At 33.0% G+C, this 26,024-nt stretch carries 32 protein-coding genes; 8 read left to right on the top strand and 24 right to left on the bottom strand.

What is annotated here, in order from left to right:
* The first annotated feature begins 18 nt into the window (after nucleotides 1-18).
* Together Q0912_RS16425 and Q0912_RS16420 are read left to right on the top strand one after the other, a co-directional pair.
* Nucleotides 19-1,101: an iron-containing alcohol dehydrogenase family protein gene (locus Q0912_RS16425; protein ID WP_299117140.1), complete on the top strand. Its 1,083-nt coding sequence runs from the start codon at nucleotides 19-21 to the stop codon at nucleotides 1,099-1,101.
* A 1-nt stretch (nucleotide 1,102) separates the two neighbouring features.
* Nucleotides 1,103-1,651, top strand: a complete 549-nt coding sequence (locus Q0912_RS16420; RefSeq protein WP_299117138.1) for a 1-acyl-sn-glycerol-3-phosphate acyltransferase — start codon at nucleotides 1,103-1,105, stop codon at nucleotides 1,649-1,651.
* Nucleotides 1,652-1,787: 136 nt separating this feature from the next.
* Here the strand turns inward: Q0912_RS16420 and Q0912_RS16415 are convergent, their stop codons facing one another.
* The 5 genes from Q0912_RS16415 to Q0912_RS16395 form a co-directional block, all read right to left on the bottom strand.
* Nucleotides 1,788-2,261 (bottom strand): nuclear transport factor 2 family protein, encoded by a 474-nt coding sequence (locus Q0912_RS16415; protein WP_299117135.1) that lies wholly within the window; start codon nucleotides 2,259-2,261, stop codon nucleotides 1,788-1,790.
* A gap of 70 nt (nucleotides 2,262-2,331) precedes the next feature.
* On the bottom strand, nucleotides 2,332-2,784 hold the full coding sequence (locus Q0912_RS16410) for a hypothetical protein (protein WP_299117133.1): 453 nt from the start codon (nucleotides 2,782-2,784) through the stop codon (nucleotides 2,332-2,334).
* Between the two features lie 52 nt (nucleotides 2,785-2,836).
* Complete coding sequence (locus tag Q0912_RS16405; protein WP_299117131.1) at nucleotides 2,837-3,799, bottom strand: sodium-dependent bicarbonate transport family permease; 963 nt, start codon at nucleotides 3,797-3,799, stop codon at nucleotides 2,837-2,839.
* 54 nt (nucleotides 3,800-3,853) lie between these two features.
* Nucleotides 3,854-4,165 (bottom strand): hypothetical protein, encoded by a 312-nt coding sequence (locus Q0912_RS16400; protein WP_299117129.1) that lies wholly within the window; start codon nucleotides 4,163-4,165, stop codon nucleotides 3,854-3,856.
* Nucleotides 4,166-4,194: 29 nt separating this feature from the next.
* Complete coding sequence (locus tag Q0912_RS16395) at nucleotides 4,195-4,416, bottom strand: hypothetical protein (RefSeq protein ID WP_299117127.1); 222 nt, start codon at nucleotides 4,414-4,416, stop codon at nucleotides 4,195-4,197.
* A 106-nt stretch (nucleotides 4,417-4,522) separates the two neighbouring features.
* On the opposite strand from Q0912_RS16395, the gene Q0912_RS16390 reads away from it, so the two are divergent.
* Entirely contained in the window at nucleotides 4,523-5,446 is a 924-nt protein-coding gene (locus tag Q0912_RS16390; protein WP_299117123.1) for a LysR family transcriptional regulator, read from the top strand.
* Here the strand turns inward: Q0912_RS16390 and Q0912_RS16385 are convergent.
* Complete coding sequence (locus tag Q0912_RS16385; RefSeq protein ID WP_299117121.1) at nucleotides 5,443-6,534, bottom strand: heparan-alpha-glucosaminide N-acetyltransferase domain-containing protein; 1,092 nt, start codon at nucleotides 6,532-6,534, stop codon at nucleotides 5,443-5,445. The two genes, Q0912_RS16390 and Q0912_RS16385, sit on opposite strands and share 4 nt — an antisense overlap.
* 424 nt (nucleotides 6,535-6,958) lie before the next feature.
* Here Q0912_RS16385 and Q0912_RS16380 point away from each other — a divergent pair, with 424 nt between their 5' ends.
* The 4 genes from Q0912_RS16380 (at nucleotide 6,959) to Q0912_RS16365 (ending at nucleotide 12,223) form a co-directional block, all read left to right on the top strand.
* On the top strand, nucleotides 6,959-7,783 hold the full coding sequence (locus Q0912_RS16380) for a hypothetical protein (protein ID WP_299117120.1): 825 nt from the start codon (nucleotides 6,959-6,961) through the stop codon (nucleotides 7,781-7,783).
* Nucleotides 7,784-7,886: 103 nt separating this feature from the next.
* Nucleotides 7,887-9,269, top strand: a complete 1,383-nt coding sequence (locus tag Q0912_RS16375) for an alanine/glycine:cation symporter family protein (RefSeq protein WP_299117118.1) — start codon at nucleotides 7,887-7,889, stop codon at nucleotides 9,267-9,269.
* On the top strand, nucleotides 9,270-11,177 hold the full coding sequence (gene acs, locus Q0912_RS16370; protein ID WP_299117116.1) for an acetate--CoA ligase: 1,908 nt from the start codon (nucleotides 9,270-9,272) through the stop codon (nucleotides 11,175-11,177). It abuts the gene before it with no gap.
* A 389-nt stretch (nucleotides 11,178-11,566) separates the two neighbouring features.
* Nucleotides 11,567-12,223, top strand: a complete 657-nt coding sequence (locus tag Q0912_RS16365; RefSeq protein ID WP_299117114.1) for an HAD family phosphatase — start codon at nucleotides 11,567-11,569, stop codon at nucleotides 12,221-12,223.
* Nucleotides 12,224-12,239: 16 nt separating this feature from the next.
* Here Q0912_RS16365 and Q0912_RS16360 read toward each other — a convergent pair whose 3' ends face one another.
* The 14 genes from Q0912_RS16360 to Q0912_RS16295 all read right to left on the bottom strand — a co-directional run bounded on the left by Q0912_RS16360 (nucleotide 12,240) and on the right by Q0912_RS16295 (nucleotide 20,329).
* Nucleotides 12,240-12,611 (bottom strand): hypothetical protein, encoded by a 372-nt coding sequence (locus Q0912_RS16360; protein WP_299117112.1) that lies wholly within the window; start codon nucleotides 12,609-12,611, stop codon nucleotides 12,240-12,242.
* On the bottom strand, nucleotides 12,608-13,111 hold the full coding sequence (locus Q0912_RS16355) for a thermonuclease family protein (RefSeq protein WP_299117110.1): 504 nt from the start codon (nucleotides 13,109-13,111) through the stop codon (nucleotides 12,608-12,610). Before Q0912_RS16355 ends, Q0912_RS16360 begins: the two co-directional genes overlap by 4 nt.
* A gap of 92 nt (nucleotides 13,112-13,203) precedes the next feature.
* Nucleotides 13,204-14,100 carry a hypothetical protein gene (locus Q0912_RS16350; protein ID WP_299117108.1) on the bottom strand — a complete coding sequence of 299 codons (897 nt, stop codon included), beginning with the start codon at nucleotides 14,098-14,100 and terminating at the stop codon, nucleotides 13,204-13,206.
* A gap of 5 nt (nucleotides 14,101-14,105) precedes the next feature.
* Complete coding sequence (locus Q0912_RS16345) at nucleotides 14,106-15,368, bottom strand: ABC transporter permease (RefSeq protein WP_299117106.1); 1,263 nt, start codon at nucleotides 15,366-15,368, stop codon at nucleotides 14,106-14,108.
* 3 nt (nucleotides 15,369-15,371) lie between these two features.
* Nucleotides 15,372-15,764 (bottom strand): hypothetical protein, encoded by a 393-nt coding sequence (locus Q0912_RS16340; protein ID WP_299117104.1) that lies wholly within the window; start codon nucleotides 15,762-15,764, stop codon nucleotides 15,372-15,374.
* A gap of 6 nt (nucleotides 15,765-15,770) precedes the next feature.
* Nucleotides 15,771-16,070, bottom strand: a complete 300-nt coding sequence (locus Q0912_RS16335; RefSeq protein WP_299117102.1) for an excalibur calcium-binding domain-containing protein — start codon at nucleotides 16,068-16,070, stop codon at nucleotides 15,771-15,773.
* Nucleotides 16,071-16,074: 4 nt separating this feature from the next.
* Nucleotides 16,075-16,323, bottom strand: a complete 249-nt coding sequence (locus Q0912_RS16330; RefSeq protein WP_299117100.1) for a DUF4236 domain-containing protein — start codon at nucleotides 16,321-16,323, stop codon at nucleotides 16,075-16,077.
* An 11-nt stretch (nucleotides 16,324-16,334) separates the two neighbouring features.
* Nucleotides 16,335-16,700 carry a hypothetical protein gene (locus Q0912_RS16325; protein ID WP_299117098.1) on the bottom strand — a complete coding sequence of 122 codons (366 nt, stop codon included), beginning with the start codon at nucleotides 16,698-16,700 and terminating at the stop codon, nucleotides 16,335-16,337.
* Between the two features lie 121 nt (nucleotides 16,701-16,821).
* A complete protein-coding gene (locus Q0912_RS16320) occupies nucleotides 16,822-17,142 on the bottom strand; it encodes a hypothetical protein (RefSeq protein ID WP_299117097.1) in 321 nt (106 codons plus the stop codon).
* Between the two features lie 33 nt (nucleotides 17,143-17,175).
* A complete protein-coding gene (locus tag Q0912_RS16315) occupies nucleotides 17,176-17,319 on the bottom strand; it encodes a hypothetical protein (protein ID WP_299117096.1) in 144 nt (47 codons plus the stop codon).
* 11 nt (nucleotides 17,320-17,330) lie between these two features.
* Nucleotides 17,331-17,657 carry a hypothetical protein gene (locus tag Q0912_RS16310; protein ID WP_299117095.1) on the bottom strand — a complete coding sequence of 109 codons (327 nt, stop codon included), beginning with the start codon at nucleotides 17,655-17,657 and terminating at the stop codon, nucleotides 17,331-17,333.
* Nucleotides 17,658-17,756: 99 nt separating this feature from the next.
* Nucleotides 17,757-18,425 (bottom strand): response regulator, encoded by a 669-nt coding sequence (locus Q0912_RS16305; RefSeq protein WP_299117094.1) that lies wholly within the window; start codon nucleotides 18,423-18,425, stop codon nucleotides 17,757-17,759.
* A 9-nt stretch (nucleotides 18,426-18,434) separates the two neighbouring features.
* Nucleotides 18,435-20,117 (bottom strand): tetratricopeptide repeat-containing sensor histidine kinase, encoded by a 1,683-nt coding sequence (locus tag Q0912_RS16300; protein WP_299117093.1) that lies wholly within the window; start codon nucleotides 20,115-20,117, stop codon nucleotides 18,435-18,437.
* Nucleotides 20,118-20,143: 26 nt separating this feature from the next.
* Nucleotides 20,144-20,329 carry a hypothetical protein gene (locus Q0912_RS16295; RefSeq protein WP_299117091.1) on the bottom strand — a complete coding sequence of 62 codons (186 nt, stop codon included), beginning with the start codon at nucleotides 20,327-20,329 and terminating at the stop codon, nucleotides 20,144-20,146.
* Between the two features lie 345 nt (nucleotides 20,330-20,674).
* Between Q0912_RS16295 and Q0912_RS16290 the strand changes: the two genes are divergently transcribed.
* Complete coding sequence (locus Q0912_RS16290) at nucleotides 20,675-21,385, top strand: hypothetical protein (RefSeq protein ID WP_299117089.1); 711 nt, start codon at nucleotides 20,675-20,677, stop codon at nucleotides 21,383-21,385.
* 9 nt (nucleotides 21,386-21,394) lie between these two features.
* Here the strand turns inward: Q0912_RS16290 and Q0912_RS16285 are convergent, their stop codons facing one another.
* The 4 genes from Q0912_RS16285 to prfB all read right to left on the bottom strand — a co-directional run bounded on the left by Q0912_RS16285 (nucleotide 21,395) and on the right by prfB (nucleotide 26,018).
* On the bottom strand, nucleotides 21,395-23,875 hold the full coding sequence (locus Q0912_RS16285) for a TonB-dependent receptor (protein WP_299117087.1): 2,481 nt from the start codon (nucleotides 23,873-23,875) through the stop codon (nucleotides 21,395-21,397).
* 114 nt (nucleotides 23,876-23,989) lie between these two features.
* Nucleotides 23,990-24,457, bottom strand: a complete 468-nt coding sequence (locus Q0912_RS16280) for a hypothetical protein (protein WP_299117085.1) — start codon at nucleotides 24,455-24,457, stop codon at nucleotides 23,990-23,992.
* A 35-nt stretch (nucleotides 24,458-24,492) separates the two neighbouring features.
* On the bottom strand, nucleotides 24,493-24,834 hold the full coding sequence (gene arsC, locus Q0912_RS16275; RefSeq protein WP_299117083.1) for an arsenate reductase (glutaredoxin): 342 nt from the start codon (nucleotides 24,832-24,834) through the stop codon (nucleotides 24,493-24,495).
* 79 nt (nucleotides 24,835-24,913) lie between these two features.
* Nucleotides 24,914-26,018 (bottom strand): peptide chain release factor 2 gene (gene prfB, locus Q0912_RS16270; RefSeq protein WP_299117081.1). Its coding sequence is split into 2 segments (ribosomal slippage): nucleotides 24,914-25,954 and nucleotides 25,956-26,018, totalling 1,104 coding nucleotides; the frame shifts between segments, so codons are not numbered across the junction.
* Nucleotides 26,019-26,024 lie beyond the last annotated feature (6 nt).

The raw sequence follows: 26,024 nt of genomic DNA, 5'->3' as shown, positions 1-26,024 counted from the left end.
CTAAAGATTACTGAGTAAATGATATATAAGAATTATCCAATGGTGTCCAGAGTTGTATTTGGACGCGGAAGTTTCAATCAACTAGATGAAATACTTGCAACTAAGCGCAAGAGTCGTAATGCACCATTTATATTTTATGTTGATGATGTTTTTAAAGGCAATCACTGGTTAACTTCAAGAATAACCTTGTCTTACAAGGATAAAATCATTTACGTGCCTACCAAAGAAGAACCGAAAACGTCTCAAATTGACAAATTGGTTGAGGATATAATACTAGAACATAGTGAATTACCATCTGGTATTATTGGTATAGGTGGCGGTATAGTAATGGATATTGCTAAGGCTGTATCTTTAATGTTGACCAATAAAGGTGAATCTAAAGACTATCAAGGATGGGATTTGGTAAAATACCCTGCCATATATCATGTGGGTATACCTACGATTTCTGGTACTGGTGCAGAAGTTTCTCGAACTACAATTTTGACAGGTCCAGAGCGCAAACTAGGAATTAATAGTGATTATACGCCATTTGATCAGGTTATTTTGGATCCGGAGTTGACCAAAGACGTACCTAAAGACCAATGGTTCTATACAGGTATGGATTGTTTTGTGCATTGTATAGAATCGCTTAATGGAACTTTTTTAAATGCATTTAGTCAAAGTTATGGAGAAAAAGCATTTGAACTTTGTAAAGAAATTTTCCTTGAAGATAATTTAACTGAAGAAGATGCTCAAGATAAATTAATGATGGCATCTTGGCATGGAGGAATGAGCATAGCTTATTCTCAAGTAGGTGTTGCGCATGCTATGAGCTATGGGTTGGGTTATTTATTGGGGATTAAACATGGTATTGGTAACTGTATTGTTTTTGATCATTTAGAAGAATATTATCCTGATGGAGTAGCCATGTTTAAGAAGATGAAAACCAAGCATAATATAGAACTACCTCAAGGTCTGTGTGCAGATTTAGACGACTACCAATTTAATGCTATGATAGATGTAGCTCTAAGTTTAGAGCCTTTATGGGAAAATGCCATAGGAAAAAACTGGAAATCTGTAATTACACGTCAAAAATTGCTAGAGCTCTACCAAAAAATGTAAGATGCATTGGTTAGCAAAATTCATTTACTTTAAACTTCTGGGCTGGAAAATTGTTGGAAACACTAATTTTTCAAAAGATACAATTAAAAAAGCAGTAATAATTGCTGTACCGCATACCAGCTGGCACGATTTCTATATAGGTATTTTGCTGAGAAAAGTAACAAGGGTTAAAACTAATTTTGTTGGTAAGAAAGAATTATTTACCTGGCCTTTTGGTTATTATTTCAGGGCAGTAGGAGGAAAGCCGTTAGACCGAACCTCTGGGCAAAATAAAGTAGAAGCTATTGCAAAATTATTTGATAAAGAAGAAGAATTTAGATTAGCTCTGGCACCTGAAGGGACACGCAAAAAAGTAGAGCAATGGAAAACAGGGTTTTATTACATTGCTAAAACTGCTAAAGTACCTATTATTATGTTTGCATTAGATTTTAAGAATAAACAAAATAAGGTGTCCGAACCGTTTTATACAACTGATGATAAAGACGCCGATTTTAGATTTATGAAAGCTTTTTATAAAGGAGTTGAGGGAAAAGTGAAGGCATATAGTTAATTTAACGGGTAGTTTTTTCCTATTTATATAGCAAATTTGGCACAAGAATTGTATTTAATATAATGCAATGAAACATAAAGTAAACTCGTAAGTCCCTAAAAAGAAACATTGCTATTAAAAAAGGCTATCTAAAGTATTAACTAGGTAGCTTTTTTTCTATGTATTTATTTAACAACCCATTAGTTTGTAACCTCAGTTTGTTTTTAAAATATCCTGTTCTACCCAATAATAGTCCCTTAAAACCTAAAGCTTGCTTAGACCAGTTATAGAGATTAAAACTGTCCACATGACTAATAATTAGACCATCTTTAAATTTGAATTTGGCATCAATTTTATTATGTACTTTTCTACCGGTTTTACTGAAGTTATAAAACGCCTCCCAGTGTGCGGAGCCTTCATTTTCGTTAATTTTTATATTTGATGCTTCTACCTTAAAATCTTTCCCCTTTTGCGATTCACATAGCATCTGCCACATTGCTTTAGCCCTGTCTCCTTTTAATACACCAAATGCAGGATCTTCAAAAATAATATCGTCATGATAATAAGAAATCATTGTATTAGCATCTAGATTATTAAATGCTTTATAAAAATTGATAATGACATTCTCCATATTATAATAATTTATAGCTAAATAGGTGTATTGGTATAAAAAGTAGAGGACTTCATGTAAAGAAAGTTTTTTATTCTAAAGTAATTTTATTTCTAAAACCTATATCTGTAAGTTCATCAAATTTAAAATTAAAATACCCAGCTTCATCTTTTTTACCACTGATGTTTGTTTTTGCTCTACCTATTTCAAGACCATCTTTATTATAGGCTTTTGCTATAATATCGCTATCAAAATCTTGGTTGAATATAAGATATATTGTTAGTTTATTATTATTTCCAATAGGTTGACCTTCAATGTTATAAACACCTTTACTTAAGCCTTTTGTTTTTAGCTCTTTTGATAGTGTTATTTCACATTCTAGTGTTTTGTCTACGCCTTCAGATACACCTTCAATAAATTCGGTAGCTGTTTTGCCAACAACTTCTCCACTTTTATTAATACCTTCCTTAGTTTTATCAGCTATTTTATTACAGGATACGAACACTAGGCACATCATGCATAAGATCCATATATTTAATTTCATTAGTTAATGGCTATAATTATATATCATAAAAATACACTAAAAATTGATATGGTTAGCACATTTGGATAACACACAAATATAGAGGCATGCCAAGAGTAATATTAAAAGGGAATGTTATTGCCAATGCCATTGGCAAGTACAAACTTGGATTTGCCTTAGGTGCTGCCAGACGCATTGCTGCTGGTACTGCAATGTATGAAGCACTAGCGGCTAAGATGGCGAAAAGCAATCGATTACCTATGCTTTCAGTAAATGTAGAGCTAATAATTGCAACAATTATACCATTAATGATTGGTACTATGATGGCAAATATTAGTGCAAACCAACCTTTTTTTAGAAAAGCACCAAGCTTTTTTCCGCTGGTGATTCCCATATCTAATAGAAATACAGCTAAAAATCCTTTAAATAGGTCAGTTGTAAATGGTTTAATACCTTGTGCTTGCTCTTCACTTGCCAAAAAACCAACTACCAGACTACCTAATATTAATAATACACTTCCGTTAGTTAAAGCATGCTTGGCAACTTTACTCATGGATATCTTTACCGGGTTGTACTTGTCATAAAAGGATATTAAAAGTAAACCGACGATAATTGATGGTGCTTCCATCAAAGCCATAACAGCGACCATATGACCTCCGAAGGTGATCTGCTCGATTTCTAAAAAAGAAATAGCTGTTACAAATGTTACTGCACTAACTGAGCCGTATGAAGCAGCTATAGCACCTGCATTTGCAACACTAAACTTTCTTCTTAGAATATAATATGAATAAATAGGTACAGCTACAGCTAGCAGAACTCCAAATAAAAGCGACCATAAAATTTCAAAATTTAGGTCGCTATGAGAAAGCTCTTGCCCACCTTTAAATCCTATCGATAATAGAAGATATAAGGAAATAAATTTAGAGGAGTTGGGGGGTATTTCTAAATCACTCTTAAGTTGTACTGCTATAATCCCCAGAAAAAAGAACAGGAGTGCTGGGTTAGTTAAATTATCAACTAACAGATGTAAATCCATACTATTAAAATTCTAGATTATATATTTGGGTTGGTTAGAGATATATATAATGCTCTATTTCTTAATAAATGTAATGTCTAAGGTACCATTAATAACGATTTCGTAGTTTTCGCGTCTCGCAGTATCAATATATTCTTTAGCCACTTCTTTTTCTTTAATCAATTCTTGTATGCGAGCATTCTCGTATGTAATATCACAGTTTTCATCACCTTCGCAAAGACTTAAGCGTTGTAATTTGTGATAGTTTATCTTTTGTTCAATTAATGCATTTATAATATGTGAAGCTTCAGATGGCTTAAACATCCCTTCAACCAGATTAATTTTTTGCTCTGTCTTACTTTTTATTTGCTTTAATGTGTCTTTCATAATTTTTAGATTTAGTAAATGTTTTATGTTTAGTGAGTTTCCATGAGTTTAATAATTGCTATACAAGAAATTATAAAACCACATATAGCTATGTGTTCTATAAATATATTGTCATTCATATAAGAAAGCGTTAGTAAACCCGAAATCCCTAATAAAGTTAACGCTGCCCAAACTTTGCTTCGTAAAGCTGATTGTTTAGAGTTTGTTTTTTTTAATCTTTGGATTGTAGTATTAGATTCTAATCTTGCCATGTTTAAAAACTATTATTAATTATAAAATTTATTCATGATGCAAAGTTGAAACAAAAAATTTATTTATTTTTATATATATTTTTTATCATATGTATAAATATTATTTATGAACTATACTTTACATCAGTTACAGATATTTTTAAAAATTACACGTCTAAAGAGCATTACAAAGGCTTCTGAAGCCTTGTTTTTGAGTCAACCTGCTGTTTCAATTCAATTAAAAAAGTTTCAGGATCAGTTTTCAATTCCACTAACAGAAGTTGTTGGTAGACAGCTTTATGTTACAGATTTTGGTTGGGAAATTGCTGAAGCAGCAGAAAAAATACTTAACGAGGTCCAGGCGATTAATTATAAAACCATGTCGTTTAAAGGTCAGGTTGCAGGACGTTTAAAAATTTCAATTGTTTCTACTGGCAAGTATGTTATGCCTTATTTTTTATCAGACTTTATAAATAAAAATAAAGGGGTAGATTTAGTAATGGATGTCACTAATAAAGGCAGTGTGGTAAATAGTCTGGAGAAAAATGAAGTTGATTTTGCCTTAGTATCCGTTATACCAAATCAATTAAATTTAGAGCGTATTGAGCTTATGGAAAACAAATTGTTTTTGGTAGGAGGTACCAACTTAAAACTAAATAAAAACGCATCTGCCAAGAAGTTATTTGAAACTTTTCCCTTGATTTACAGGGAAGATGGATCTGCAACCAGAAATGCTATGGAAACTTATATTGCAAGTCATAATATTTCTACCAGGAAAAAAATGCAACTCACTTCTAATGAGGCATTAAAACAGGCTGTTGTTGCAGGCTTAGGTTTATCTATAATGCCCTTGATCGGTATTAAAAATGAACTTAAAAATAACGATTTGCAGATCATTCCTTTTAAAGATTTGCCAATAGTGAGTAACTGGAATTTGGTATGGCAAAAATCAAAAAACCTTTCGCCAGTAGCTATGGCTTATTTAGAGTTTTTAAAATTCGAAAAAGATAGAATTATTAAAGAAAGTTTTGATTGGTATGAAGATTATTAAATACGCTTAATCTTATCCACAATCTTACGTATCCCAGAATATACAAAAGCATTTGTTCTGGCATAATAAAACGAAATAAAGCATACAGATGTAAGGAATACTAGGGCACCGATTACGGCCTGCCATGGAGTAAGGGTTTTTCCTATAAGGTGACGCAAACCAATACCAGTAAAACTGCCATAAATAACAATAAAATGGATGACATATATTGACAAGGTTTTTTGTCCTATTCTTAAGATCAAAGACTGTCTAATATATTTTTCCAGAAGATAGAATACCGAAAATAAAACCAAAACATTACCAAGCCTGGTAAATAGATAATTGTAATAAGCAACATCTTTAAAGAGCTCAATGTTGAGTGCAAAGTATAGTCTGTTAAATAACCATGATGATTTAAAAATTAAGAATAAACCACAAATAAAAAATCCAGAAACGATGGCCAATTTAAAACGTGGTCGCTCTAAATACCTATAAAACAATGTAGATATAAACGCTCCAAATGCCATATAGCCAAACCATGGTAAAATGGTAAATATGGAGCCGTTTGTTTTGGTAAAATAATTTGAAAATATTAAGGGTACATTAGGTAGCTCTAAATACCTATATAAGGGTTCGGTTAAAAACACTAACATGCCCAGCATCAACATCACTATTGAAAACACTAAGGTTTTCTTACAAGTCAATTTATAAATAATCACAATAATTATCAAGGATAGACCTATACATTGCAATACATCTACAATTAAAAAACAACTATTGAACCTCCCTGATAACCATCTAAAAATGGGCACTCGCAATAAGTAACCAATACCTATTAGCATAAGACCTCTATTACAACCTTTACGCATGCGCTGCTCTATATTACCATTATTTTTTGCGCGCATCAATAAATAAGAAAAAATAAGTCCCGAAATAGTAAAAAATGTTGGGGCAGTAATTCCTCTAAAGTACTTCCATACCCAAAATGCAGTTTTAGATTCGTCTCTGTAAGATACATCTAACAATGTATCTATAAAATGGCCTTGTAACATCATTAAAATGGCAAAAGCACGAACCGCATCAATAAAATATAGACGTTTTTTACTCAATTTAGAAAATGGGTTGGTACACAAAGGTACTCTTTAGAGTGTAAATATTTAGAAAACGTTGTAATTCTATTTGTAAGTATTGGCACTTGTGTATGTAATAAAACCATAGTATTCTTTAATCTTTCGCACTAAAAAATAGCATTTTATTTATCAAAAATGTTAAAAAACTGACAGTTGTTGTAGGATAAAACCTTCACAATTATTAGCAATTTTTGTTAATAATAACGTCATATAGCTCTAAATCAATGACTTTAATCGAATAAATGATGTTAACTGAGGTTTTTTTAATTATTTGTCAGCGTAATATTACAATTTGTATATCATTTAATTTATTGTGTTATGTATTATTTGTATAAAACAAACAACCTACGATACAGTATGAGCACATATTAAAAATGATAATGCAATTAAACCAAATCGAACCATGACTATTTCAGAAAAATTTAAATTCTCTTTACTTAAAAGTCGCTTAGGCAGACTTATAAGAGATATTGAAGGTAGGCTGGTATTGCTAAAAATGAGATCTCCTAACTCAAAGCATGCCAACCGTAAGACTGTTTATTGTATTTCACCTTACAAAACGGGGACGACTTACTTATCCAGCTCTTTTAATCCAGAAATCTCTCAGCACGAGCCCATTCATTATGCCTCGTATAAAGCTTTAGATAAAGATTTTGACAAGTATTTTACCAAGCGATTGAATTATTTAGACTTAAAATTAGAATGTTCGGGTTCATGGAGTGCTTATATTGACGAATTGGTAAACAATGAAACGGCTAAAGATTTAGAATACATATGTGTTTTAAGATCGCCTTCGTCTTGGATAACTTCTGTGATTAACTATTGGAATAAGGCCAATATGCTAAAATTTCATTTCGATATACCTTTAGAATTCTTCTGGAAAGATAAGGTAGGTGTTGATCTCCGTGCTTTTGACTTTAACGTAGACAGTGAAAAAAATAAAGAAATTATAGATAAACTTATTGCATTCTATTTTGAATTTACTGAAAAAACCAAGCTCTTAAAGAATATCACTTATATACATCTAAAAGATATTTGTCAGAATATGCCTGTGGTAGAAGCTTTAATAGATGAAAAAGCAGCTATTAAAGGAAGCTGGAAAAGAGAAAATAAAAAGAAGCTATTTGTTTATAAAAATGATGCTGTAGATGAAGCATACAATAAACTGACGGCTAGTCTTATAGAGAAAAAAAAAGCAAAGCCAATAGTAACACGACTCGTGTCTTAGTCTCAAAAACAAGTTTAAACAAACATCTAGAATTAGCGATTTAATTTTTTAAATCCGTAATAAAATTACCATAAGTTTCATGGGTTTAGTACATTTATAACCTATGGAATTTCTTGATCAACTACTCAAAGACTTTTCTGCTTTAGCATGGAGTTTTCCATTCATGATATTATTCATTGGTGGAGGCTTATATTTACTTATTCGTTCGCGGTTTTTACCATTTCGATACTTAGGTCATGCTGTTTTTGTACTTCGAGGAAAATATGATGACCCCAATGATCCCGGTCAAATTTCACACTTTCAGGCTTTAACTACTGCCTTGTCGGCAACAGTGGGTATGGGTAATATTGCTGGTGTTGCCGTAGCTATTTCTATTGGAGGGCCTGGTGCTGTCTTTTGGATGTGGATAAGTGCACTTATAGGAATGTCTACCAAGTTTTTCACGTCTACTTTAGCCATTTTATATAGAGGAAAGGATAGTGTTGGCAATATTCAAGGTGGGCCAATGTATTTTATCACCGAAGGTTTAGGTAAGGCCTGGAAACCTCTAGCTGTATTTTTTAGTCTCTGTGGCTTACTTGGTGCTTTGCCTGTATTCAATGTCAATCAATTAACACAAGCTTTAAATGATATTTTATTAACGCCTAATGGCATAGAAGTCAGTTTTACATCTAATTTATACATAGGTATTGTGTTGGTTAGTATAACAGCCTTAGTCATTATAGGAGGCATAAAACGCATAGGTAATGTGGCATCGCGCTTAGTACCTGGTATGGTTGTATTGTACTTTATTTTGGTTACTATAATTTTGGTTGCTCACAGTGATGTCTTAATGTATTATTTAAAACTCATCATTACAGATGCATTTGCAGGGAATTACTATCCAAAAAACGATACTGTTTTTGGTGGCGTATTGGGGGCTTTGATTTTGCACGGTGTAAAACGTGGGGCGTTTTCAAATGAAGCAGGCATCGGCACAGCACCTATGGCACATGGAGCTGCAAAAACTGATGAACCTGTAAGAGAAGGCTTAGTAGCAATGCTGGGACCTGCTATAGATACGCTTATCGTTTGTACATTGACCGCATTGGCCATTTTGGTTACAGGTGTTTGGGAAACCACTTCAGATAATGGTGTGAGTCTTACAGCTTCCGCATTCGCAAGTGTTATGCCTACCTATGGTAAATATGCTCTACTGATTTGTATAGCTGTATTTAGTATGAGTTCTTTGTTCTCATATTCGTATTATGGTACAAAATGTATGGCATTTCTCTTTGGAGCCGATAAAAAGCATTACTATAATTACTTTTATATTTTAAGTATTTTGCTTGGTGCCACTACAAGTTTAAGTATGATGATTAATCTCATTGATGGCGTATTTGCCTTAATGGCCATTCCAACGATGATGGCTACAATACTTTTAGCACCAAAAGTGATTACCGAATCAAAAAAATATTTTGCTAAATTGAAATCAAATACATTATAGATGAGCAACTATCACATCAAACAGTTTGAAGAGTACTTTCAGGTTTATAAAAAATCGATTAACCAACCCGAACAATTTTGGGAAGAAATTGCCGAAGAGCATTTCTATTGGAGAAAAAAATGGGATAAGGTTTTAAGCTGGGATTTTAGAAAACCCGAAGTCAAATGGTTTGAAGGTGCACAACTTAATATTACTGAGAATTGTTTGGATCGGCATTTAAGAACCCGAGGTGAAAAAACTGCCATTTTATTTGAGCCCAATAATCCAGAAGAAAAAGCAGAGCACATAAGTTATAAGCAACTGCATGAGCGTGTTTGTAAGTTTGCCAATGTACTGAAGGAGAAAGGCATAAATAAAGGAGATCGTGTTTGTATCTATTTGCCTATGATTCCTGAGTTGGCTGTTTCAGTTTTGGCTTGCGCAAGAATAGGAGCTATACATTCTGTGGTATTTGCAGGGTTTTCATCTACAGCATTATCAACTCGAATTAATGATTGCGATGCCAAAATGGTAATCACTTCCGATGGGTCTTATCGTGGTGCAAAAACCTTGGATTTAAAAGGTATTGTAGATGAAGCATTAGAAAATTGTGATGGTGTTGCTTCCGTTTTGGTAGCAAAACGTATTAATTCTGAAGTATTTATGAAAGCGGGTCGCGATTATTGGTTACAACCTTTATTAGATGAAGCCTATCAAGATTGCAATGCAGAAATTATGAATGCCGAAGACCCACTTTTTATTTTGTATACTTCGGGTTCTACTGGCATGCCCAAAGGGATGATGCATACCACAGCAGGTTATATGGTCTATACGGCTTACACATTTAAAAATGTATTCGATTATAGAGAAGATGATGTGTATTGGTGTACGGCAGATATTGGTTGGATCACGGGTCACAGTTATATCGTTTACGGACCACTGGCTAATGGAGCTACAACTGTAATGTTCGAAGGAGTACCAAGTTATCCCGATTTTGGACGTTTTTGGGAAATCGTAGAAAAGCATAAAATCACACAGTTTTACACGGCACCAACGGCAATTAGAGCCTTGGCCAAACAAGGCACCGAATTTGTAGATACGTACGATCTATCCTCATTAAAGGTTTTAGGCACTGTAGGCGAACCTATAAATGAAGAAGCCTGGCATTGGTACAATGATAACGTAGGGAAGAAGAAGAGCCCAATTGTAGATACCTGGTGGCAAACAGAAACCGGCGGCATTATGATTACGCCTATACCGTTTTCCACACCAACAAAACCGACCTATGCAACGCTACCGTTTATTGGTATTCAACCAGCACTTATGGATGATGATGGGCAAGAGATAAAAGGCAATCAGGTTGATGGGCGCTTGTGTATTAAATTTCCATGGCCTTCTATAGCACGAACCATATGGGGCAATCACCAACGCTATAAAGACACCTATTTCTCGGCATTTGATAATATGTATTTTACAGGTGATGGAGCATTGCGAGACGAAGTCGGGTATTACAGAATTACAGGTCGGGTAGATGATGTCATCATTGTTTCGGGTCATAACTTAGGAACCGCACCTATAGAAGATGCCATTAATGAGCATCAAGCCGTTGCAGAGTCTGCGATTGTTGGCTTTCCGCACGATGTTAAAGGCAATGCCATGTATGGCTATATTACATTAAAAGACGCTGGTGAAACCAGAGACCATGATAATGTACGCAAAGAGATTAACCAATTGATTACTGATCGTATAGGACCCATAGCCAAACTCGATAAAATTCAATTTACAGATGGGCTACCAAAAACCCGAAGCGGTAAAATAATGCGTCGTATTCTTAGAAAAATTGCCTGTAATGAAACCGATCAGCTTGGAGATACCAGTACATTATTGAATCCTGAAGTTGTTCAGAGTATTATTGATCATAAGTTGTGAAATTTTAAAATGAAGTCGTCATTGCGAGAAGCGAAGAATGAGTGACGAAGCAATATCTTCAAAGTATTGTAATCAATTGACAGCTTAATCATTCCTCAAACCACCATCACACTTGAAATTCCGACAGCGTCGGAAGCAACGATTTTAAGAAATAATGAGCCACTTACAAATTTTTGAAAACGACACAAGGATTGAAGTCTACAGTTGAAAACAATTCTAAAACATTAATGCATTAGCGAATGGTACCTTGGTAATTTCCTAAAAATCGTTTTGAATTTTTACTTCGTTTTGTTTCAAGACAAAATGAAGGTACAAAACAAAAGATTACTTCGTCTCTTGTCCTCGTAATGACATAAACTTTTTATCTTCGCCAAAACAAAAGTAACTCAATGCTCAAAGCTGTTTTATTTGATATGGATGGTGTTATTGTAGACACCGAGCCACTACACCGAAAAGCTTATTTTAAGATGTTTTCTGATGTAAATATTACTGTAGATGAAGCCTTATACGCCTCTTTTACAGGGCAATCTACCATTACTATTTGTAGACGTATTGTAAGCCATTTTCATTTGAGTTACACACCAGAATATCTGGTAAAACAAAAGCGCCTGCATTTTAAATACCTGTTTGAAAACGATACGGACTTACAGTTAATCGATGGTGTCTTAGACCTCATAAAAGACTACCACAGCAATGGCTTAAAGTTGGTCGTCGCCTCATCGGCATCCATGATTAACATTAACCGTATTTTTGAGCGCTTTGATCTCAATCCCTATTTTATGGGGAAGTTTAGTGGAGCTGATCTTAAACAATCCAAACCACATCCCGAGATTTTTGAAAAAGCCGCAGCACATACAGGCTTTTCTAAAACCGAATGTATGGTGATCGAAGATTCTACCAATGGTATTTTAGCCTCACATCGTGCTGGTGTGTTTTGTGTAGGCTTTAAAAGCCCACATTCTTCTGGACAGGATTATTCTAAAGCTAATATGGTGATTACTGATTATAAGGCTATTCGTTTTAAAGAGGCTTTGTATTTGGTTTGAGGTTAGTGGTGGTTTATCAATGCTGATAACATCGACCATTTGCGTTTTTTGTTTTTCGTTTGCATCGTTTACCTGCTTTTGTCTTTCCGGTGCATTGACTTGCGACTACTTTTTTTGAAGTAGTAGTTTTGTTTTCTTTTTTTGAAGTTAGAGACGTAGCATTTGATTTCTTTTTTGTGTTATTCGCTGTAGGTTTACATACTTTACAAGCGCTATAGCCCAATGCTTTTGCTTCATCTAATTTGATTTCCTTTTTTGAGTATTTGAGATAACGACAACTATTTTTATGATATTTCTCACCAGTTTTAGTTGTGTAAACAGTTTGCGCTGATATAGAGTATCCTATGGATAATGTTATAAAAAGAACAACTATTTTAAGCGATTTCATTGTTTAGACTTTTTCTTTTTTAGGTCTCTCCATTCCCAAGGGGCCATAGCGTTTTTATCTTGCCAAAGTCCTAATTTGTTCCTTCTGGCATTATCCTCTAAAGCTTGTAAAACGGAATCTTTGGAATATTTTTTATAATGCCAAGCTAAGCCGTTTTTTACAAGCTCATGGCATAGGCTTAAAGAATCATCATAGATAACATTACTGATATAGCGTCTATATCGATCTTTTTTTAATACGTTTAGCTTTACAGTTTTACTAAAAATAGCATTAGATACAAATTGTTTTGCTATAGTGGAAAAGGGCTGTTTACGCTCTGGGCAATCGATATTGGCTAATCTTACTTTTATTAAAGTAGAATCTTTGGTTAGTAGTTTAAAAGTATCACCATCTGTTATAGCTACAACTTTGCCAATGATAGTTTCTTTTTTATCCAGTTCTGAATTATTACTAAATGCGACTATTATTAAAAATAAGAAAACTAACCAATATTTATACATACCATTACTCTACAGGAACTCGTATTTGAGTTTCATTAATATTCATTCTTGTTTTTTGTAAAGTTACGTATTCTAATTTGTCTCAGTTTTTATTACTCTTTCAGTATATAATCCTTGATGATTTTATCCATGTTTGCAGGCAAAATAGCAGTTTTAATTTCAAAATCTTTAACATTCATTTTTGTTAGCCAATCTTTCCAGTATTGAAAAATAACATCTTGTTCGTAAGGGTTTTTAGGATCAGGGTTGATTCCTAAAACCAAAACTTCTAATTCTTTCAAGTTGCTTTTAGTAGATATAAATCCAAAGTCTAGATCTTGTATTTTATCTTTCCAATCAGGTTTATTTAGCTTAAAATTTCTAATATCTTGTGGAGTTAAATATGAAGTAAGGTTATCCTCTTTTAGTTTTGCGTCCTTGTGGTATAGATAACCATCTGTTAATATAACTAGAATGTTGCGATGCTCATCTTGTAAACAGAAATCTTCCACTTTTGTTTTAAAAAATCCCCATATATCAGAACCAACATAATTGTTATCTTCAATTGCGGATCTATAAATCTGCTTTGAAATGCTATCATATAATGCTGAGGTTTTCATTATTACTTCTCGCTTAGCATTATTTTTTGTAAATGTGATATTTAAGGAATTAATCTTTTCGTTGAGATTACTGTCAGATGGTTCAGGATCTATATAAAGTTGAATATGATCATTGATTTTTATACTCCTTTTGTTTCTAACATGCCATTCAAAGCTTTTAGCAATAGAATGGATGTAACCTAAATCTCTTTCAAAATACTCCATAGCTGGATTGGGATATTTTTTTGGATTTATTCTATCTGATAAATCGATTAGAATACTAATATTTAGGTTAGGTCTATTAGGTGAGAGTTTTATTGTTTCTTCTTCTACTGTTATTGATTTACTCTTAGTTTCTTCACAAGAGGTGAGTATTAAAGTTAATGATAGTAATAAGCGAAAATGTTTCATAATTTTTAATTTACAAGTTTGTATAATCTGCCTTCGTAATCTTCATTATCAATATTATGTTCTTGTAAATGTTTGAGTTCAACTTCTTGACATTTAGAAAGCAATTCTTCTCGCCTTTTTAATGCATCAAAATTATCAGTAATAGCTAAAAACCATCCTTTTACATATTCTGCATGGTAGGTTAAGTAATGTTTATTTGAGAATACAAAACCATCAATTGTTCTTTGTAAATCATTAATTTTCCCCTCTATGCCTGATATTTCCTCTTTTATTGGATTTAGTTTTTGAATTATTTTTGAAATATTAGATTGGCAATTGATAATATCTTCACGTTTGGTTTTTATAAAGGACTTTATTTTGTCAAAATTATCATACTCTTTCATAATAAAGTCAAATACTAATCCCCAGATTATATAAACAATAAATCCTGCAAAAATAATTCCCCAAAACTCTACAGATGAAAATGCTATAGATAAATCAAAAGCTGGCGAGTCAGGTGTTTTTTGAATCTCATAAATTTTCTTTTCTATTTGATATGCTAGAATTGCGTCAAATATAAATGTGACAATAAATAGCGTAGCAATTTTAAAATAAGAAAGCCAATTTTTATGCTTCTGAAACATATGAATTAAGTAGCCTAACCCCATAAAAGCAAATGGGATTGTTGCAACAAATACACCTTCTAGCCAACCATCTTGGATTGCCTTTGAAAGTGCATGCCCATCAAATATAGCAGATGTTAATTCCTCGGTGTCGAAATTCTTAAAGAAAGCAGAGAATGATGCAGATATATAAAATACTAATAGGTAAAATGTAATTGGTACTAGTACTATTAGACCTAAATAAAATTGTGCTTTTGGTTTTTTGTCAACTTCAAGTCCATATTTTTCTGGATCTCTTTTTACTTCTACCATATCATTTTTAAGTGATATTATTTTCTTTTCTTTTTCTGCTATCGATTCTTCGAATAGTGCTAGAGCAGTTTTGCGTTTTTTTAGTTCTATTTCTTGCTTTCCTTTTTCTTCTACATATGGCGCTTTTAATTCATTCTGAAGTTTTTCATTTTCTCTACACTTACCTTTGTAATCCATATATACATTTTGAAGACATGCCTTAAAGACTCTATGATTGCCTTCGGCTTGTTTAGACGATCCATACCCACTTTCAAAAAAAGTGAGTTTTATCTTTTTGATATCTTCTTCAGACTCTTTTTCAACATTTTGTTGCTCTTTATTTTTGAGTTTAAAGATTTTTTTTAGTGGACTCATACACTATTCTTTTAAGAGTTCAATTAGTTTTTCCTTTGGTAATTTTTCCTCAGCATTATCTAAAAGGAATTGACATAATTCCTCTATGTTTTCTTCGATAAAACCAAATTTTAGACAATACTTTTTAAGTGTAACTCTTTCGTCATCTGTTACAACACTATCTGCCCAAATCATAAGTGCTAAATCATATAGGTATTCTATTTTTTCTTCAAGAGTTTCAGGTATACTTGGCTTATGAGAAGGGTTTAGAAGTATATTATCTAATTGTTCTTTGGTAACACCACGTTCTTGTGCAAACCTATAAAGCATCTGCATTTCTAAAACATCAAAATTGTCATCTGAAAATGCAATTAAATAGAGTCTCAAAAAATGACTTTTTAATTCAGTAGATATCATATGTATTTAATTTGATAAGTTTTCGCAAGCAATATTATCATTGTCTGCATCTAGATTTTCGTAGCAATCTCTATCACTATCAAATACTGATTGAGCTTCTGATTGGTTTGCAAAATCAGAGCATGTTTTGCTGCTACACTTAGAATCCTCAGTACATGAAATAAAAACAAAGAACATTACTATTAATATGGCACTAAGACATCCTCCTTTATCTTTTTTATTGTAAAGTTTCTTACTTCTAGAATTAACATAATGCCCTTGTACATATGTCCCATCTTTTTTATAATAACCTTTTCGATAACCCATATATTTAAATTTTGATTAGTAATAGTATTGTTGTAAGACTCATAGCTATTAACAATAAAACAGAGCACCCGCTCTTAGACGATTTAGAAAATGTTTTTCTGTAACTTAGACCTGGAATGCCAGTTCTGATGGAATAACCTTTTGAGCTTAAAGAACCTCTCTTAGTTTTATAATTTGGTGTGATGCCAGATTTACTGATGTTAATGCCAAACCGCTTACCAAGTCTTATTCGTTTTTGAAATCTGAAGCCCATAGTTGTGTAATTTATTCTATGGTAGATCCATCTTCAAAAATGATCTTCTCAGGTCTCCAGACAATTTTTAAGTCTTTTAAACTTTTGTCCCTTAGCGATTTATCCTCTTCAATGTATTGATTGTATTCAGTTGTCGCATCATATTTTGCTTGCTTTTCGGGTTTGATAGACTGATCATATACAAATTTTAATGTTTGTATTTCTTCATCAAAGATGTTGTTAAATGTGATACTCCCCTTTACGGCTCTTATTGTTTTTGTTGACTTATTATGTATAATAAATTTGTAAGTAATAAACTCTTGATAGTCATATTCGACAAAATCCTTATTTATACAAGAGACTTGAACAATCTCTAATAACTTCTCTACGTTTTGCATTTTGATCTTAATTATTTGTTTTCCTTATTCAAACATAAACCCATTAAAAAACAAAGCCTTACGGAATTCCGTAAGGCTTTGTTTTTTTTTAAGATTGAGAATACTTAATTAGGTTCAAACTTTATTTTTGATCCCAACCAGTAACTATTCCATTCTCAATGAAAATTTTTAAAGCATATCGATTATTTCCTGTTTTATGATATTTCCAAGTTTCTTTTTTCTTTGTTTTTAATACTTGTTCACTAACACCTTTTGGCTTTCCTAAAGAATCTATGAGTTGCCCTTTAGTTTGTCCTTGCCAAAAAGAGCCTATCATTAATTTTTGTACAAGATTTTCATCATTATACTTTTCCATTAGACGTTTTCTTTTATTCTCGTTAGAGATATAGGTAAAAATAAAGATGACACTTATAAAAAATATTATCCAGAGATACCAAGGCATATTTCAATTGTTTTAATTTTATTCAAAAGGTGTTTAATTTTTGCATCCATCTTTATCACATGTGATTCGTTCATTAGAACTTACCCAATGACTGGCTGAAGTATCAAAACCGCATCCAGTTTCTCCACCTTTATAACCTTTGTGTACTTCTCCTGTTTCTGTGTTTTTAACTGCCATAATTTTATTTTTTAATTATTTGTATCGTTACAAAGAAAATTATATTTGCATAAAATATCTTTCTCTATTAGTTCTCTTTCTTCTTCTGATTCATTTAAATGAATTGAAATACAATTAGCTTCATTTTCGTCAAAACAATCTTGTTTATGATGATTGTCAAATCTTGTTGATAAGTCTTCTGTTATACCAAGGTATATGTGTGTATGATTTTTGTTTTCTCTTCTACTTATATAATATATACCTCCAAGTTGTTTAAAATTTGTGTCTATTGAATAGATGCTAAATTCATAAGTTTTACTAGAACACCCGTCTAATATTATTGTTCCTAATTTTGCCATAATTTTAGTCTTATAAGATTTATAATATCCAAATCTAAATCCATAGCATAACTATTCCTTACGGTATACCATAGTCAATTAAAATTTTTATAAAATGGTTTAGATTAAACCTCTGTCAATGGCGATAGCAACAAGTTGTTCTGAAGTATGCGCATCAAAAAGAACTTTGAGTTTATTGATACGTTTTTCAATACTACTGAGGCTACGTGCAGGGAAATCTTTTTCTTGGAAGTAATTGGCAATTTGCTCTCTTTTTAAGCCTTTGGCTAAGAGTTGTAATAATAACTCGTCATATTGATCGGTCTGTGAGATATCATCGACATTACGAAGTAATTGTGCTATGCTAGGCGAACAATACATTTTATCTTCGAGAATAGTATGAATTGCTTTTTTCAATTCTATAGATTCTTCACGTCCTTTTTCAACATATGCATTTATATCATAAGTATCTATAAGATTCTTGATCTTACCTATACGATGCTCCACAGAAAATACAACAATCTTTAAGTTGGGCTGAATGGTTTTAACAGCTTCTATTAAAGCTTCACCTGATTTTAATGTTCTTTCTCTATGATCTGCTTTAAAAGATAAATCTGTTATTAAAAGGTCAAAAGGTTGATCTGTTCGAAAGGCAGCTTTAAGTTTAAGAAGTGCATCGTCGCAGTATTGCGTTGTGGCAATATTTGGGATGTTTAACTCATTTAATGTACGTTCTACACCTTTATTAATTGTATTCTGATCTTCAGCAATTAAAACGTTTTGAAACATAAGAAGTATTTAGTTATTAAACTTTAAAGTGGCTTTAAAACCATTTCCTTTTGAAGTTATGAAATTAAATGTTCCTTGAATATTTTTAATACGGGATTCCACATTTGCCAGACCGTTAAGCTTCTTTTCTTCTGGAGAGAAACCCACGCCATCATCTACATAACGAATTTCTTTTTTCTTATTATGATTCTTAAATACAACACTAACCACTTTGGCTTTACTGTGTTTTTTCATGTTTACAAGCAGCTCTTGTAGGCATCTATAGATGACTACTTTTTTATGTTCAGATACGTTTTGCCAATCTATTGCATTGATATTATTGGTAACCACTTTTGTGTCTTTTTTGTTGTGCTGCATCAAAAGATGTTTAATGCTCTCTGAAAAGTTAACCAAATCTATACTTCCGGTTTCTGTTGAGATATCTCTTGTACGCATATAGATATCTTCGATATTGTCTAAAAGCAGTGATTTTTTAGTTTGGGTAACTTCTATATCATTTTCTACAAAATTCATAAGGTCAGACATGTCATTAGCCAATTCATCATGTACCTTTTTAGATAATTCTGTTTCTTTTTGGTAAGCCTCTTTAATTTTGTCTTTTTTGTGTTTGGATTTCAGAACAAAATATAAGAATAAAGATAGTATTAGTATAAATAAAGCTATTAAAAAAGCAATGATAGTTTTAGATTCTTGTTGCTCTTTTTCTAACTCACTTTCTAATGCTTTTCTTTTAAATTCTGAATAATCATATTTGACTAGCATAAACCTACTTAACTCTTGTTTCTCTACTTTAGATATGCTGTCACTCAAAAGCTTAAATTGATCAACAAATTCGTGCCTTTTTAAATCAACTAACAAGCTTAGAGCATCTAATCTATAAGATGATGAATTAAGTTCATTAGCTAACTCATAATTCTTTAATGCATATTCAATAGCTTGGACAGTATCATTAACGTTATGAAAGTATTTTGCTAAATGATTATAACTGGTATAAACTTTAATTTTTTCTTGTTTAAATTTTCTTATGCTCAAAGCTTTCTGCATTAAAGTTAGCCCTTTCACCTTATCTATTTTCGAATAAGTATAGCCTAAGTTATCGTAAATAGTAGCCTTCAAAAGAGTATCTTTTGTTCTAGGAAGAAGTGCATAAGCTTTTAAAAGCTCATCCTTAGCATTGTTATATTCATTATGATTTTTAAATACAAGTGACAGATTATTATAAACTTTAATTGTATCTTCAATTGATTCCGCAAACTCTATGGTTTTATTATATAGTTCAATCGCTTTAATTTTGTCGAATTTTTCTATATAAATTAAACCTAAGAGATTGTAAAAACTTTTTTTTATTGATATAGTATAGGGTGTTATATTCATTTCGTGAATATGGTTTAAACCTTTAACTGCAGTTTTTTCACTTTCTTCATAAGCACCTTTTTTATATTCGATACTTGATTGATAATAAAGTAAATTAATAGCCGCATTATATTTTTTTTGATTAATGGCCTTTTTATAACTAGAGTTAAAATATTCAAACGCTTTGAATAAGTCATCTGATTTTTCTGGTTTTAGTGCTAAGCTACTATAATGACTTAAGCTATCAATATAAGTTTGAGAGTTAAGGTCACTACAGACCAAACCATATGAAGAGAAAATCAGATATAAAAAGAGGAATGAAGTTTTGATTGGTTTCATTCCTCTAAAATAATAACTAATTTTTATTAACCACCTGTTCCACCTGGTGGATCATTTGGATCCGGGTCTGGTGGAGGTGGTGGAGGTGGAATTTCTTCACCTTCACCACAGCAGGCTAGCGGTGCAACTTCGTCGGTTAAACTCTCAGGATTGCATGAACTAAAGTTTAATGCAATCAAAAAGATACCGAGTAGATAAATTACTCTTTTCATAATTTAAAATTTTGGCAAAAAGGTTGCTGTCCGAAGTATTTCAGATAAGTTTTTGTGCAACCCTTTTGGGTTAAACATTCGTTTCGTTTTGGGAAGTAGAAAGACGTATCGTAATATTTGATAGAAGCTTCCCAGACAACTACTTTGATATCACTTTTACGGTTTTCCGTAGCAATCAATTTTGTACATTAGTTATGTTAGCAAGGCATAACTAGAATTGATTCTAAAGCGAATTAAATGAAGAATTGAAAAATTATTATTGACAGACTAATGACATCTTTTTGATATCTGATTTTTTAATTTTTAAACACTTAATTTTCAAGGATTTAATTAAAATTAAATAATATGGAGGAATTAAATAAAGAAGAACAAATCAAAGGTTTAATGTTGCTTGTATTTGATAAAGCGAAAAGGAAATCAAAAAAAAATAGAGCTTACGGATTGTCTAAATTCCTCGAACCAATCGTTAACATAGACCAAAGAACTTTAACTCGATATTATAATGGATATATACTGAATCGAGAAAAAGATAGGAGAGAACCATATAATTATAATTTAGATTCATTAAGCATATATATGGGCTTTAACGATTTTGTAGCATATTGTTCGAACTCAGAGAATCTAAAAGGTAAAATTATTCTTATCGAAAAGAACAATGAACTAGAAAAGAAATTAGATAAAATAAAAAAGGTAGCTTCTCTAAGCTGTTTGATATTATTAATTGTTGCAGTTTTATTTATTCTTAAATATTATAAAAAAAATTGCATGATATGGGTTGATAATCATTACGAAAAAATAAGATGTTCTGGTTTGGATAATGAGAAGAAATTAGATGAAGCTGTATTAAAAGGGTTTATAAAAATAGAGGTATGTAAAGATTCAATATTCTTCATTGGTGATGAACCTATAATACATTACACAAGGCATAATAATAAAATTGATTTTTTTACAGACGCAGGTGAACACCCTATTTATGAAGGGATATATACAAACCCTATAACGAGAACTATAATAAACTCTAGGGTAAAATCCTGTGATTCTTTGCTAAGTGATTAAAAAAGGTTCTTACCCCTCAAAATCAAAATCCTCACCACCATTACCGCGACCATTACGCTGGCGTTTCTTCTTTTGGTTAAAGCGGTAGGTAAAAGCTAAATTATAGGAGCGCACACGCCATTGAAACTCACTGTAGTTATCAAAGGTATCTGTAAAATTATCACTACGGCGTTTGCGGGAATTAAACAGGTCTCTAATGTTAAACGCTATAGAGGCTTTATCGTTAAACAGATCCTTGCTAAACGCTAAGTCTGTTGAGAAAATCCCCTGGCTTTTACTTTGGGCAGTTTCTCTTGGGCCTCGGTAAAACAATCGGGTTTGCCAATCAATATCACCAGGTAAGGTGTATTTATTGTTAAGGCGTATAAACCAGCTGAGGTTATCGGCATCAAAGTTTTGCCCTTCAAAATCTCCACGTGTACTGGAGTTAAAGAGGTTAAAATTACCATTGAGGTTCCATTTGCGTGTTGGTCGGTAGGTGAGGGTAAACTCCATACCAAAACGGTCATTGGTCGCTAAGTTAATCGGTGTACGTCGTATCACTGGCACCAAATCAAAATCTTCATTGAGCTGGTCAAAATTAGGATCGTTAATATTTACCGTTTGGTTGGTTTCAAAAATATAGAAGTTATCGGTTTCTAAAGCCACAAAGTTAAAGGCGTCCTTAGCGCGTTGAAAGTATACAGAGCTCGTTAGCGATAGCTTGCTAAACTTTTTAAAGTAGCCAATATCAAAAGCATTAGAGGTACTTGGGTCTAAATCGGGATTTCCCTGAAATAGGTTGGTGGCACTACTTCGGGATGGAAAGGGATTGATAAAGCGTGAGCGTGGTCGTCTTACACGTCTGTTATAACCTATGGTAATATTTTCGTCCTCAGAGAGTTCAAAGGCTAAATTCACCGTAGGGAATAACTGGTGGTATTCTTTTTTGTCAAAATCGCCACTGGTCACCTGATCGATTGTAATACGTGTACCTTCGTAACGTAAGCCTAGTAAATACGAAAACTTTTCACCAATCTTATCGCCATACTGCCCATAAAACGCATTCACTTGCTGTTTAAAGTCCAGAGAATTACTAAGGTCGGTATTGACCTCAAAGGTATTGCCCTGATCTAAACTTGTTTCTACCAAATAGTCGGTGAGTAAATCAAAAAACTCACCACGATAACCTGCTTCAAACTGCCCAGTTTCATTGATGGGTTGTACATAATCTGCCTGCAGTAATAAGCGGTTTTGGTTTTCGTCGGTTTCTACATTTTCTACATCAAAACCATTTTGGTTAATTCTGGAGCGTTCTAATTCGTCACTGTCTTCGTACTGAAAATCGAGGGTTAACTTATGTTGACTATCACCATTAAACTGCTTGTCGTAGCTTAAAGCATATTGCACGGTTTTATCGTCTTCAAACTCTGGGTCTCTTCGGATGGTGGTATTGAGAAGGGTATTGTTGGCATCAAACTCCAGCGTACGGTTAAAAGTGTTACGTTCATTATCACTATCTCTATACACCAAGGTTGCGGTTAAGGAGCTTGTGTCATTAATATACCATTCAATACCTGTATTGGTACTATAGCCTTTTCTAACGCGATCAAACTCACGATCTTCCTCTAAAAAGGTGCTGGGTTCATCACCATTGAAGAACTCAGTTTCATTAAGTGCATTTCCTGGAGATTCTCTGTAGTTGTAATTTGTGGTATTAAAGAGGTTAATATCTCCGGTTCTGTAATTGATATTTCCTGAGATTCCGGCTTGCCATGGATAACCTCCATTAAGGGTTATAGCCCCATTAAGCCCTTGCAGTTTACTGCGTCTTAATATAATGTTTAAGATACCTGCAGAGCCTTCAGCATCGTATCGTGCCGATGGTGAGGTAATAACCTCAACACGTTCTATGGCTTCGGCAGGTAATTGACGTAAGGCATCCGTAGAATTCAGCCCTACTAATCCTGAAGGTTTCCCGTTAATTAAAATCCTAACATCGTCATTACCTCTTAACGATACGACACCTTCTACATCTACCGAAACTGATGGAACGTTATCCAGAACATCACTTACCGTACCACCACTTACGGTTAAATCCTTACCCACATTATAGATTTTTTTATCGAGCTTTAGTTCTACAGTGGTGAGCTCGGCAATAATTTCTACTTCACCAAGAGATTCTACATCGAGTGCTAAACTAACCGTACCTAGATTAAGCGATTGGGTTAGGGTTTTATTTAAGTATTCTTTGGTTTTGTAGGAAATGTATTCTACGTAAATATGATAGGTCCCAGCGGCGACATGGACACTAAATTTACCTTTACTATCTGTAATTCCACCAGTTACTATACTATTGTCTGTTGTAGTTTTAAAGGTTATAGTTGCATATTCCAGAGGAATGTTTGTGCCATCTTCAACAACAGTACCTTCTATTTTAACTTGCTTTTGGGCAGAGGCTATAGAAATTGAGAAACATATAAAGAGTAGGGTAAATAGATTTAATTTCATTACAAGTAATTGTGCTTAATGACTTTTAGACGCACAAAAATAGATTTACTTGTGTTGTATATGGTTAATCTTATGTTAAAGCAAAATCTATATCATCTTTATGCTAACTGTTGACTAGCCTTTGTCTTTATTCTTTTTTTTGCGTTTTTTCTTTTTCTTGTTTTTTTTCTTCACTTCACTTTCATCAAACTTACCAGTTGCCAGATCCTTTATCTTAATCATGTCGTTTTCTGAAATAAGTTCTTCGAGCTCAACAAAATGCGTGTCTACGAGTTTTTTTATAGCATCCTTACGGTCTATACTATGCTCATATCGGGTTTTTAAAATGCCGATCTTTGCCTCATAAAAACTATCAAGGGATTGCTTAATGATTTCTTTTTGAAACTCATCAGCTTCTAGTGTAGTTAAAAAATTAGCGATATACTCTTTTCTTCGTTCTTCTATCATTTGTTTACGCTTGGCAATTTCTTTTTCTGAAGGTTCGCTAGGTGTAACAGGATTACCCATGCGGTCTCTGCGGACTTGTCCATAAGTACTAAATCCTAATACTAAGGCAAATGCGATTATTATCGTTTTTTTCATGAGTTCTAAAGTTTAATTTTTTGTATGCTTTTATTCTATATAATCGTTAATATGGCTTCTGGTGGTCTGCCAACTACCGCTTTGTTTCCGTTAATTACTATTGGTCGTTCTATCAATTTAGGATGGGTAACCATAGCCGTAATGATCTGTTTGTCACTAAGTGTTTTTCCTTTATAATTGGATTTCCAAATCGCTTCGTTTTTACGAACTAGATCTATAGGCGAAATACCTAATAGTTTAATGATTTCTAATAATTCACTTTCGGTAGGTGTCCTATCCAAATATTTTATGATTTCAAAATCCTTATCAGAGGCTTCAAGTAACGCTAATCCTTGCCTGGACTTTGAGCATCTTGGGTTGTGGTATATCTTAATCATAGTCATAGATTATGTTTTTTATTTCGTAATATGTTTTTCCGTCTTTATTAAACTATTCTTATGCATTTCTAATTAACAATTATAATGCCGAATCTTCTTTTTGTCCCATCATCATTAAATAGGCTTTCAAAAAAGGTTCAATATCACCATCCATTACCGCATCTACATTTCCGGTTTCGTGCGCAGAACGTACATCTTTTACTAACTTATAAGGGTGCATAACGTAATTGCGTATCTGACTTCCCCATTCAATTTTCATTTTACTGGCTTCGATATCATCGCGCTGCGCCATTTGTTTTTGCAATTCTATTTCGTACAATTGCGACTTCAGCATTTGAAGTGCTCTGGCGCGATTATCGTGTTGCGAACGTGTTTCTGAGCATTGTATTTGTATACCAGTAGGTTTGTGTAATAACTGCACTTTGGTTTCTACCTTATTAACGTTTTGTCCACCAGCACCACTAGAACGTGCTGTTGTAATTTCTATGTCTGATGGATTAATATCTATTTCTATAGAATCATCAACCAAAGGATATACATATACTGATGCAAAACTTGTGTGCCGTTTGGCATTACTATCAAAAGGTGAAATACGAACTAAACGATGCACTCCATTTTCCCCTTTTAACCAGCCAAAAGCATATTCTCCTTCGATTTCTAAAGTCACTGTTTTTATACCAGCAACATCACCTTCCTGATGGTTAAGCTCTTTAACTTTAAATCCACTTTTTTCGGCATACATAAGGTACATACGCATCAACATACTTGCCCAATCGCAAGATTCGGTTCCGCCAGCACCTGCCGTAATTTGCAATACAGCACTTAAACTGTCACCTTCTTCAGAAAGCATATTTTTGAATTCCAGCTTTTCTATAGCATTTACAGCCTTTTCAAAACGTGCTTCAACATTTTCCATTGGAGCTTCGTCTTCTTTATAGAATTCGTAGATAACCTCTAGATCTTCAAAAAGTGTCTTAGCAGAATTATAGTCGTTAACCCAGCTTTTTTTCTCACGAATAGACCGCATGACCTGTTCGGCTTTTTTAGAATCGTTCCAGAAATTTGGGTCAAAGGTTTGCTCTTCTTCGTTGGCAATTTCTATGAGTTTGGCATCTAAGTCAAAGATACTGTCTAAGTGTGTCTAGACGGGAATTAAGGTTTTTTATTTGATCTGATGTTATCATAAATTG

Source organism: uncultured Winogradskyella sp. (assembly GCF_947498345.1).
In the GTDB taxonomy this organism is placed as follows: domain Bacteria; phylum Bacteroidota; class Bacteroidia; order Flavobacteriales; family Flavobacteriaceae; genus Winogradskyella.
The sequence above is the reverse complement of the archived record's forward strand: the minus strand, read 5'-3'. Positions and strand labels throughout refer to the sequence as shown.

Bases quoted from the DNA above. Each gene is read 5' to 3' on its own strand.
- acs (WP_299117116.1), top strand. From the start codon at position 9,270: ATGAGCAACTATCACATCAAACAGTTTGAAGAGTACTTTCAGGTTTAT.
- Q0912_RS16410 (WP_299117133.1), bottom strand. From the start codon at position 2,784: ATGAAATTAAATATATGGATCTTATGCATGATGTGCCTAGTGTTCGTA.
- Q0912_RS16320 (WP_299117097.1), bottom strand. From the start codon at position 17,142: ATGCCTTGGTATCTCTGGATAATATTTTTTATAAGTGTCATCTTTATT.
- Q0912_RS16335 (WP_299117102.1), bottom strand. From the start codon at position 16,070: ATGGGTTATCGAAAAGGTTATTATAAAAAAGATGGGACATATGTACAA.
- arsC (WP_299117083.1), bottom strand. From the start codon at position 24,834: ATGATTAAGATATACCACAACCCAAGATGCTCAAAGTCCAGGCAAGGA.
- Q0912_RS16415 (WP_299117135.1), bottom strand. From the start codon at position 2,261: ATGGAGAATGTCATTATCAATTTTTATAAAGCATTTAATAATCTAGAT.
- Q0912_RS16340 (WP_299117104.1), bottom strand. From the start codon at position 15,764: ATGATATCTACTGAATTAAAAAGTCATTTTTTGAGACTCTATTTAATT.
- Q0912_RS16310 (WP_299117095.1), bottom strand. From the start codon at position 17,657: ATGGCAAAATTAGGAACAATAATATTAGACGGGTGTTCTAGTAAAACT.
- Q0912_RS16405 (WP_299117131.1), bottom strand. From the start codon at position 3,799: ATGGATTTACATCTGTTAGTTGATAATTTAACTAACCCAGCACTCCTG.
- Q0912_RS16315 (WP_299117096.1), bottom strand. From the start codon at position 17,319: ATGGCAGTTAAAAACACAGAAACAGGAGAAGTACACAAAGGTTATAAA.
- Q0912_RS16420 (WP_299117138.1), top strand. From the start codon at position 1,103: ATGCATTGGTTAGCAAAATTCATTTACTTTAAACTTCTGGGCTGGAAA.
- Q0912_RS16360 (WP_299117112.1), bottom strand. From the start codon at position 12,611: ATGAAATCGCTTAAAATAGTTGTTCTTTTTATAACATTATCCATAGGA.
- Q0912_RS16300 (WP_299117093.1), bottom strand. From the start codon at position 20,117: ATGAAACCAATCAAAACTTCATTCCTCTTTTTATATCTGATTTTCTCT.
- Q0912_RS16350 (WP_299117108.1), bottom strand. From the start codon at position 14,100: ATGAAACATTTTCGCTTATTACTATCATTAACTTTAATACTCACCTCT.
- Q0912_RS16425 (WP_299117140.1), top strand. From the start codon at position 19: ATGATATATAAGAATTATCCAATGGTGTCCAGAGTTGTATTTGGACGC.
- Q0912_RS16380 (WP_299117120.1), top strand. From the start codon at position 6,959: ATGACTATTTCAGAAAAATTTAAATTCTCTTTACTTAAAAGTCGCTTA.
- Q0912_RS16305 (WP_299117094.1), bottom strand. From the start codon at position 18,425: ATGTTTCAAAACGTTTTAATTGCTGAAGATCAGAATACAATTAATAAA.
- Q0912_RS16355 (WP_299117110.1), bottom strand. From the start codon at position 13,111: ATGTATAAATATTGGTTAGTTTTCTTATTTTTAATAATAGTCGCATTT.
- Q0912_RS16280 (WP_299117085.1), bottom strand. From the start codon at position 24,457: ATGAAAAAAACGATAATAATCGCATTTGCCTTAGTATTAGGATTTAGT.
- Q0912_RS16395 (WP_299117127.1), bottom strand. From the start codon at position 4,416: ATGGCAAGATTAGAATCTAATACTACAATCCAAAGATTAAAAAAAACA.
- Q0912_RS16290 (WP_299117089.1), top strand. From the start codon at position 20,675: ATGGAGGAATTAAATAAAGAAGAACAAATCAAAGGTTTAATGTTGCTT.
- Q0912_RS16400 (WP_299117129.1), bottom strand. From the start codon at position 4,165: ATGAAAGACACATTAAAGCAAATAAAAAGTAAGACAGAGCAAAAAATT.
- Q0912_RS16325 (WP_299117098.1), bottom strand. From the start codon at position 16,700: ATGCAAAACGTAGAGAAGTTATTAGAGATTGTTCAAGTCTCTTGTATA.
- Q0912_RS16390 (WP_299117123.1), top strand. From the start codon at position 4,523: ATGAACTATACTTTACATCAGTTACAGATATTTTTAAAAATTACACGT.
- Q0912_RS16375 (WP_299117118.1), top strand. From the start codon at position 7,887: ATGGAATTTCTTGATCAACTACTCAAAGACTTTTCTGCTTTAGCATGG.
- Q0912_RS16330 (WP_299117100.1), bottom strand. From the start codon at position 16,323: ATGGGCTTCAGATTTCAAAAACGAATAAGACTTGGTAAGCGGTTTGGC.
- Q0912_RS16295 (WP_299117091.1), bottom strand. From the start codon at position 20,329: ATGAAAAGAGTAATTTATCTACTCGGTATCTTTTTGATTGCATTAAAC.
- Q0912_RS16345 (WP_299117106.1), bottom strand. From the start codon at position 15,368: ATGAGTCCACTAAAAAAAATCTTTAAACTCAAAAATAAAGAGCAACAA.
- Q0912_RS16365 (WP_299117114.1), top strand. From the start codon at position 11,567: ATGCTCAAAGCTGTTTTATTTGATATGGATGGTGTTATTGTAGACACC.
- Q0912_RS16285 (WP_299117087.1), bottom strand. From the start codon at position 23,875: ATGAAATTAAATCTATTTACCCTACTCTTTATATGTTTCTCAATTTCT.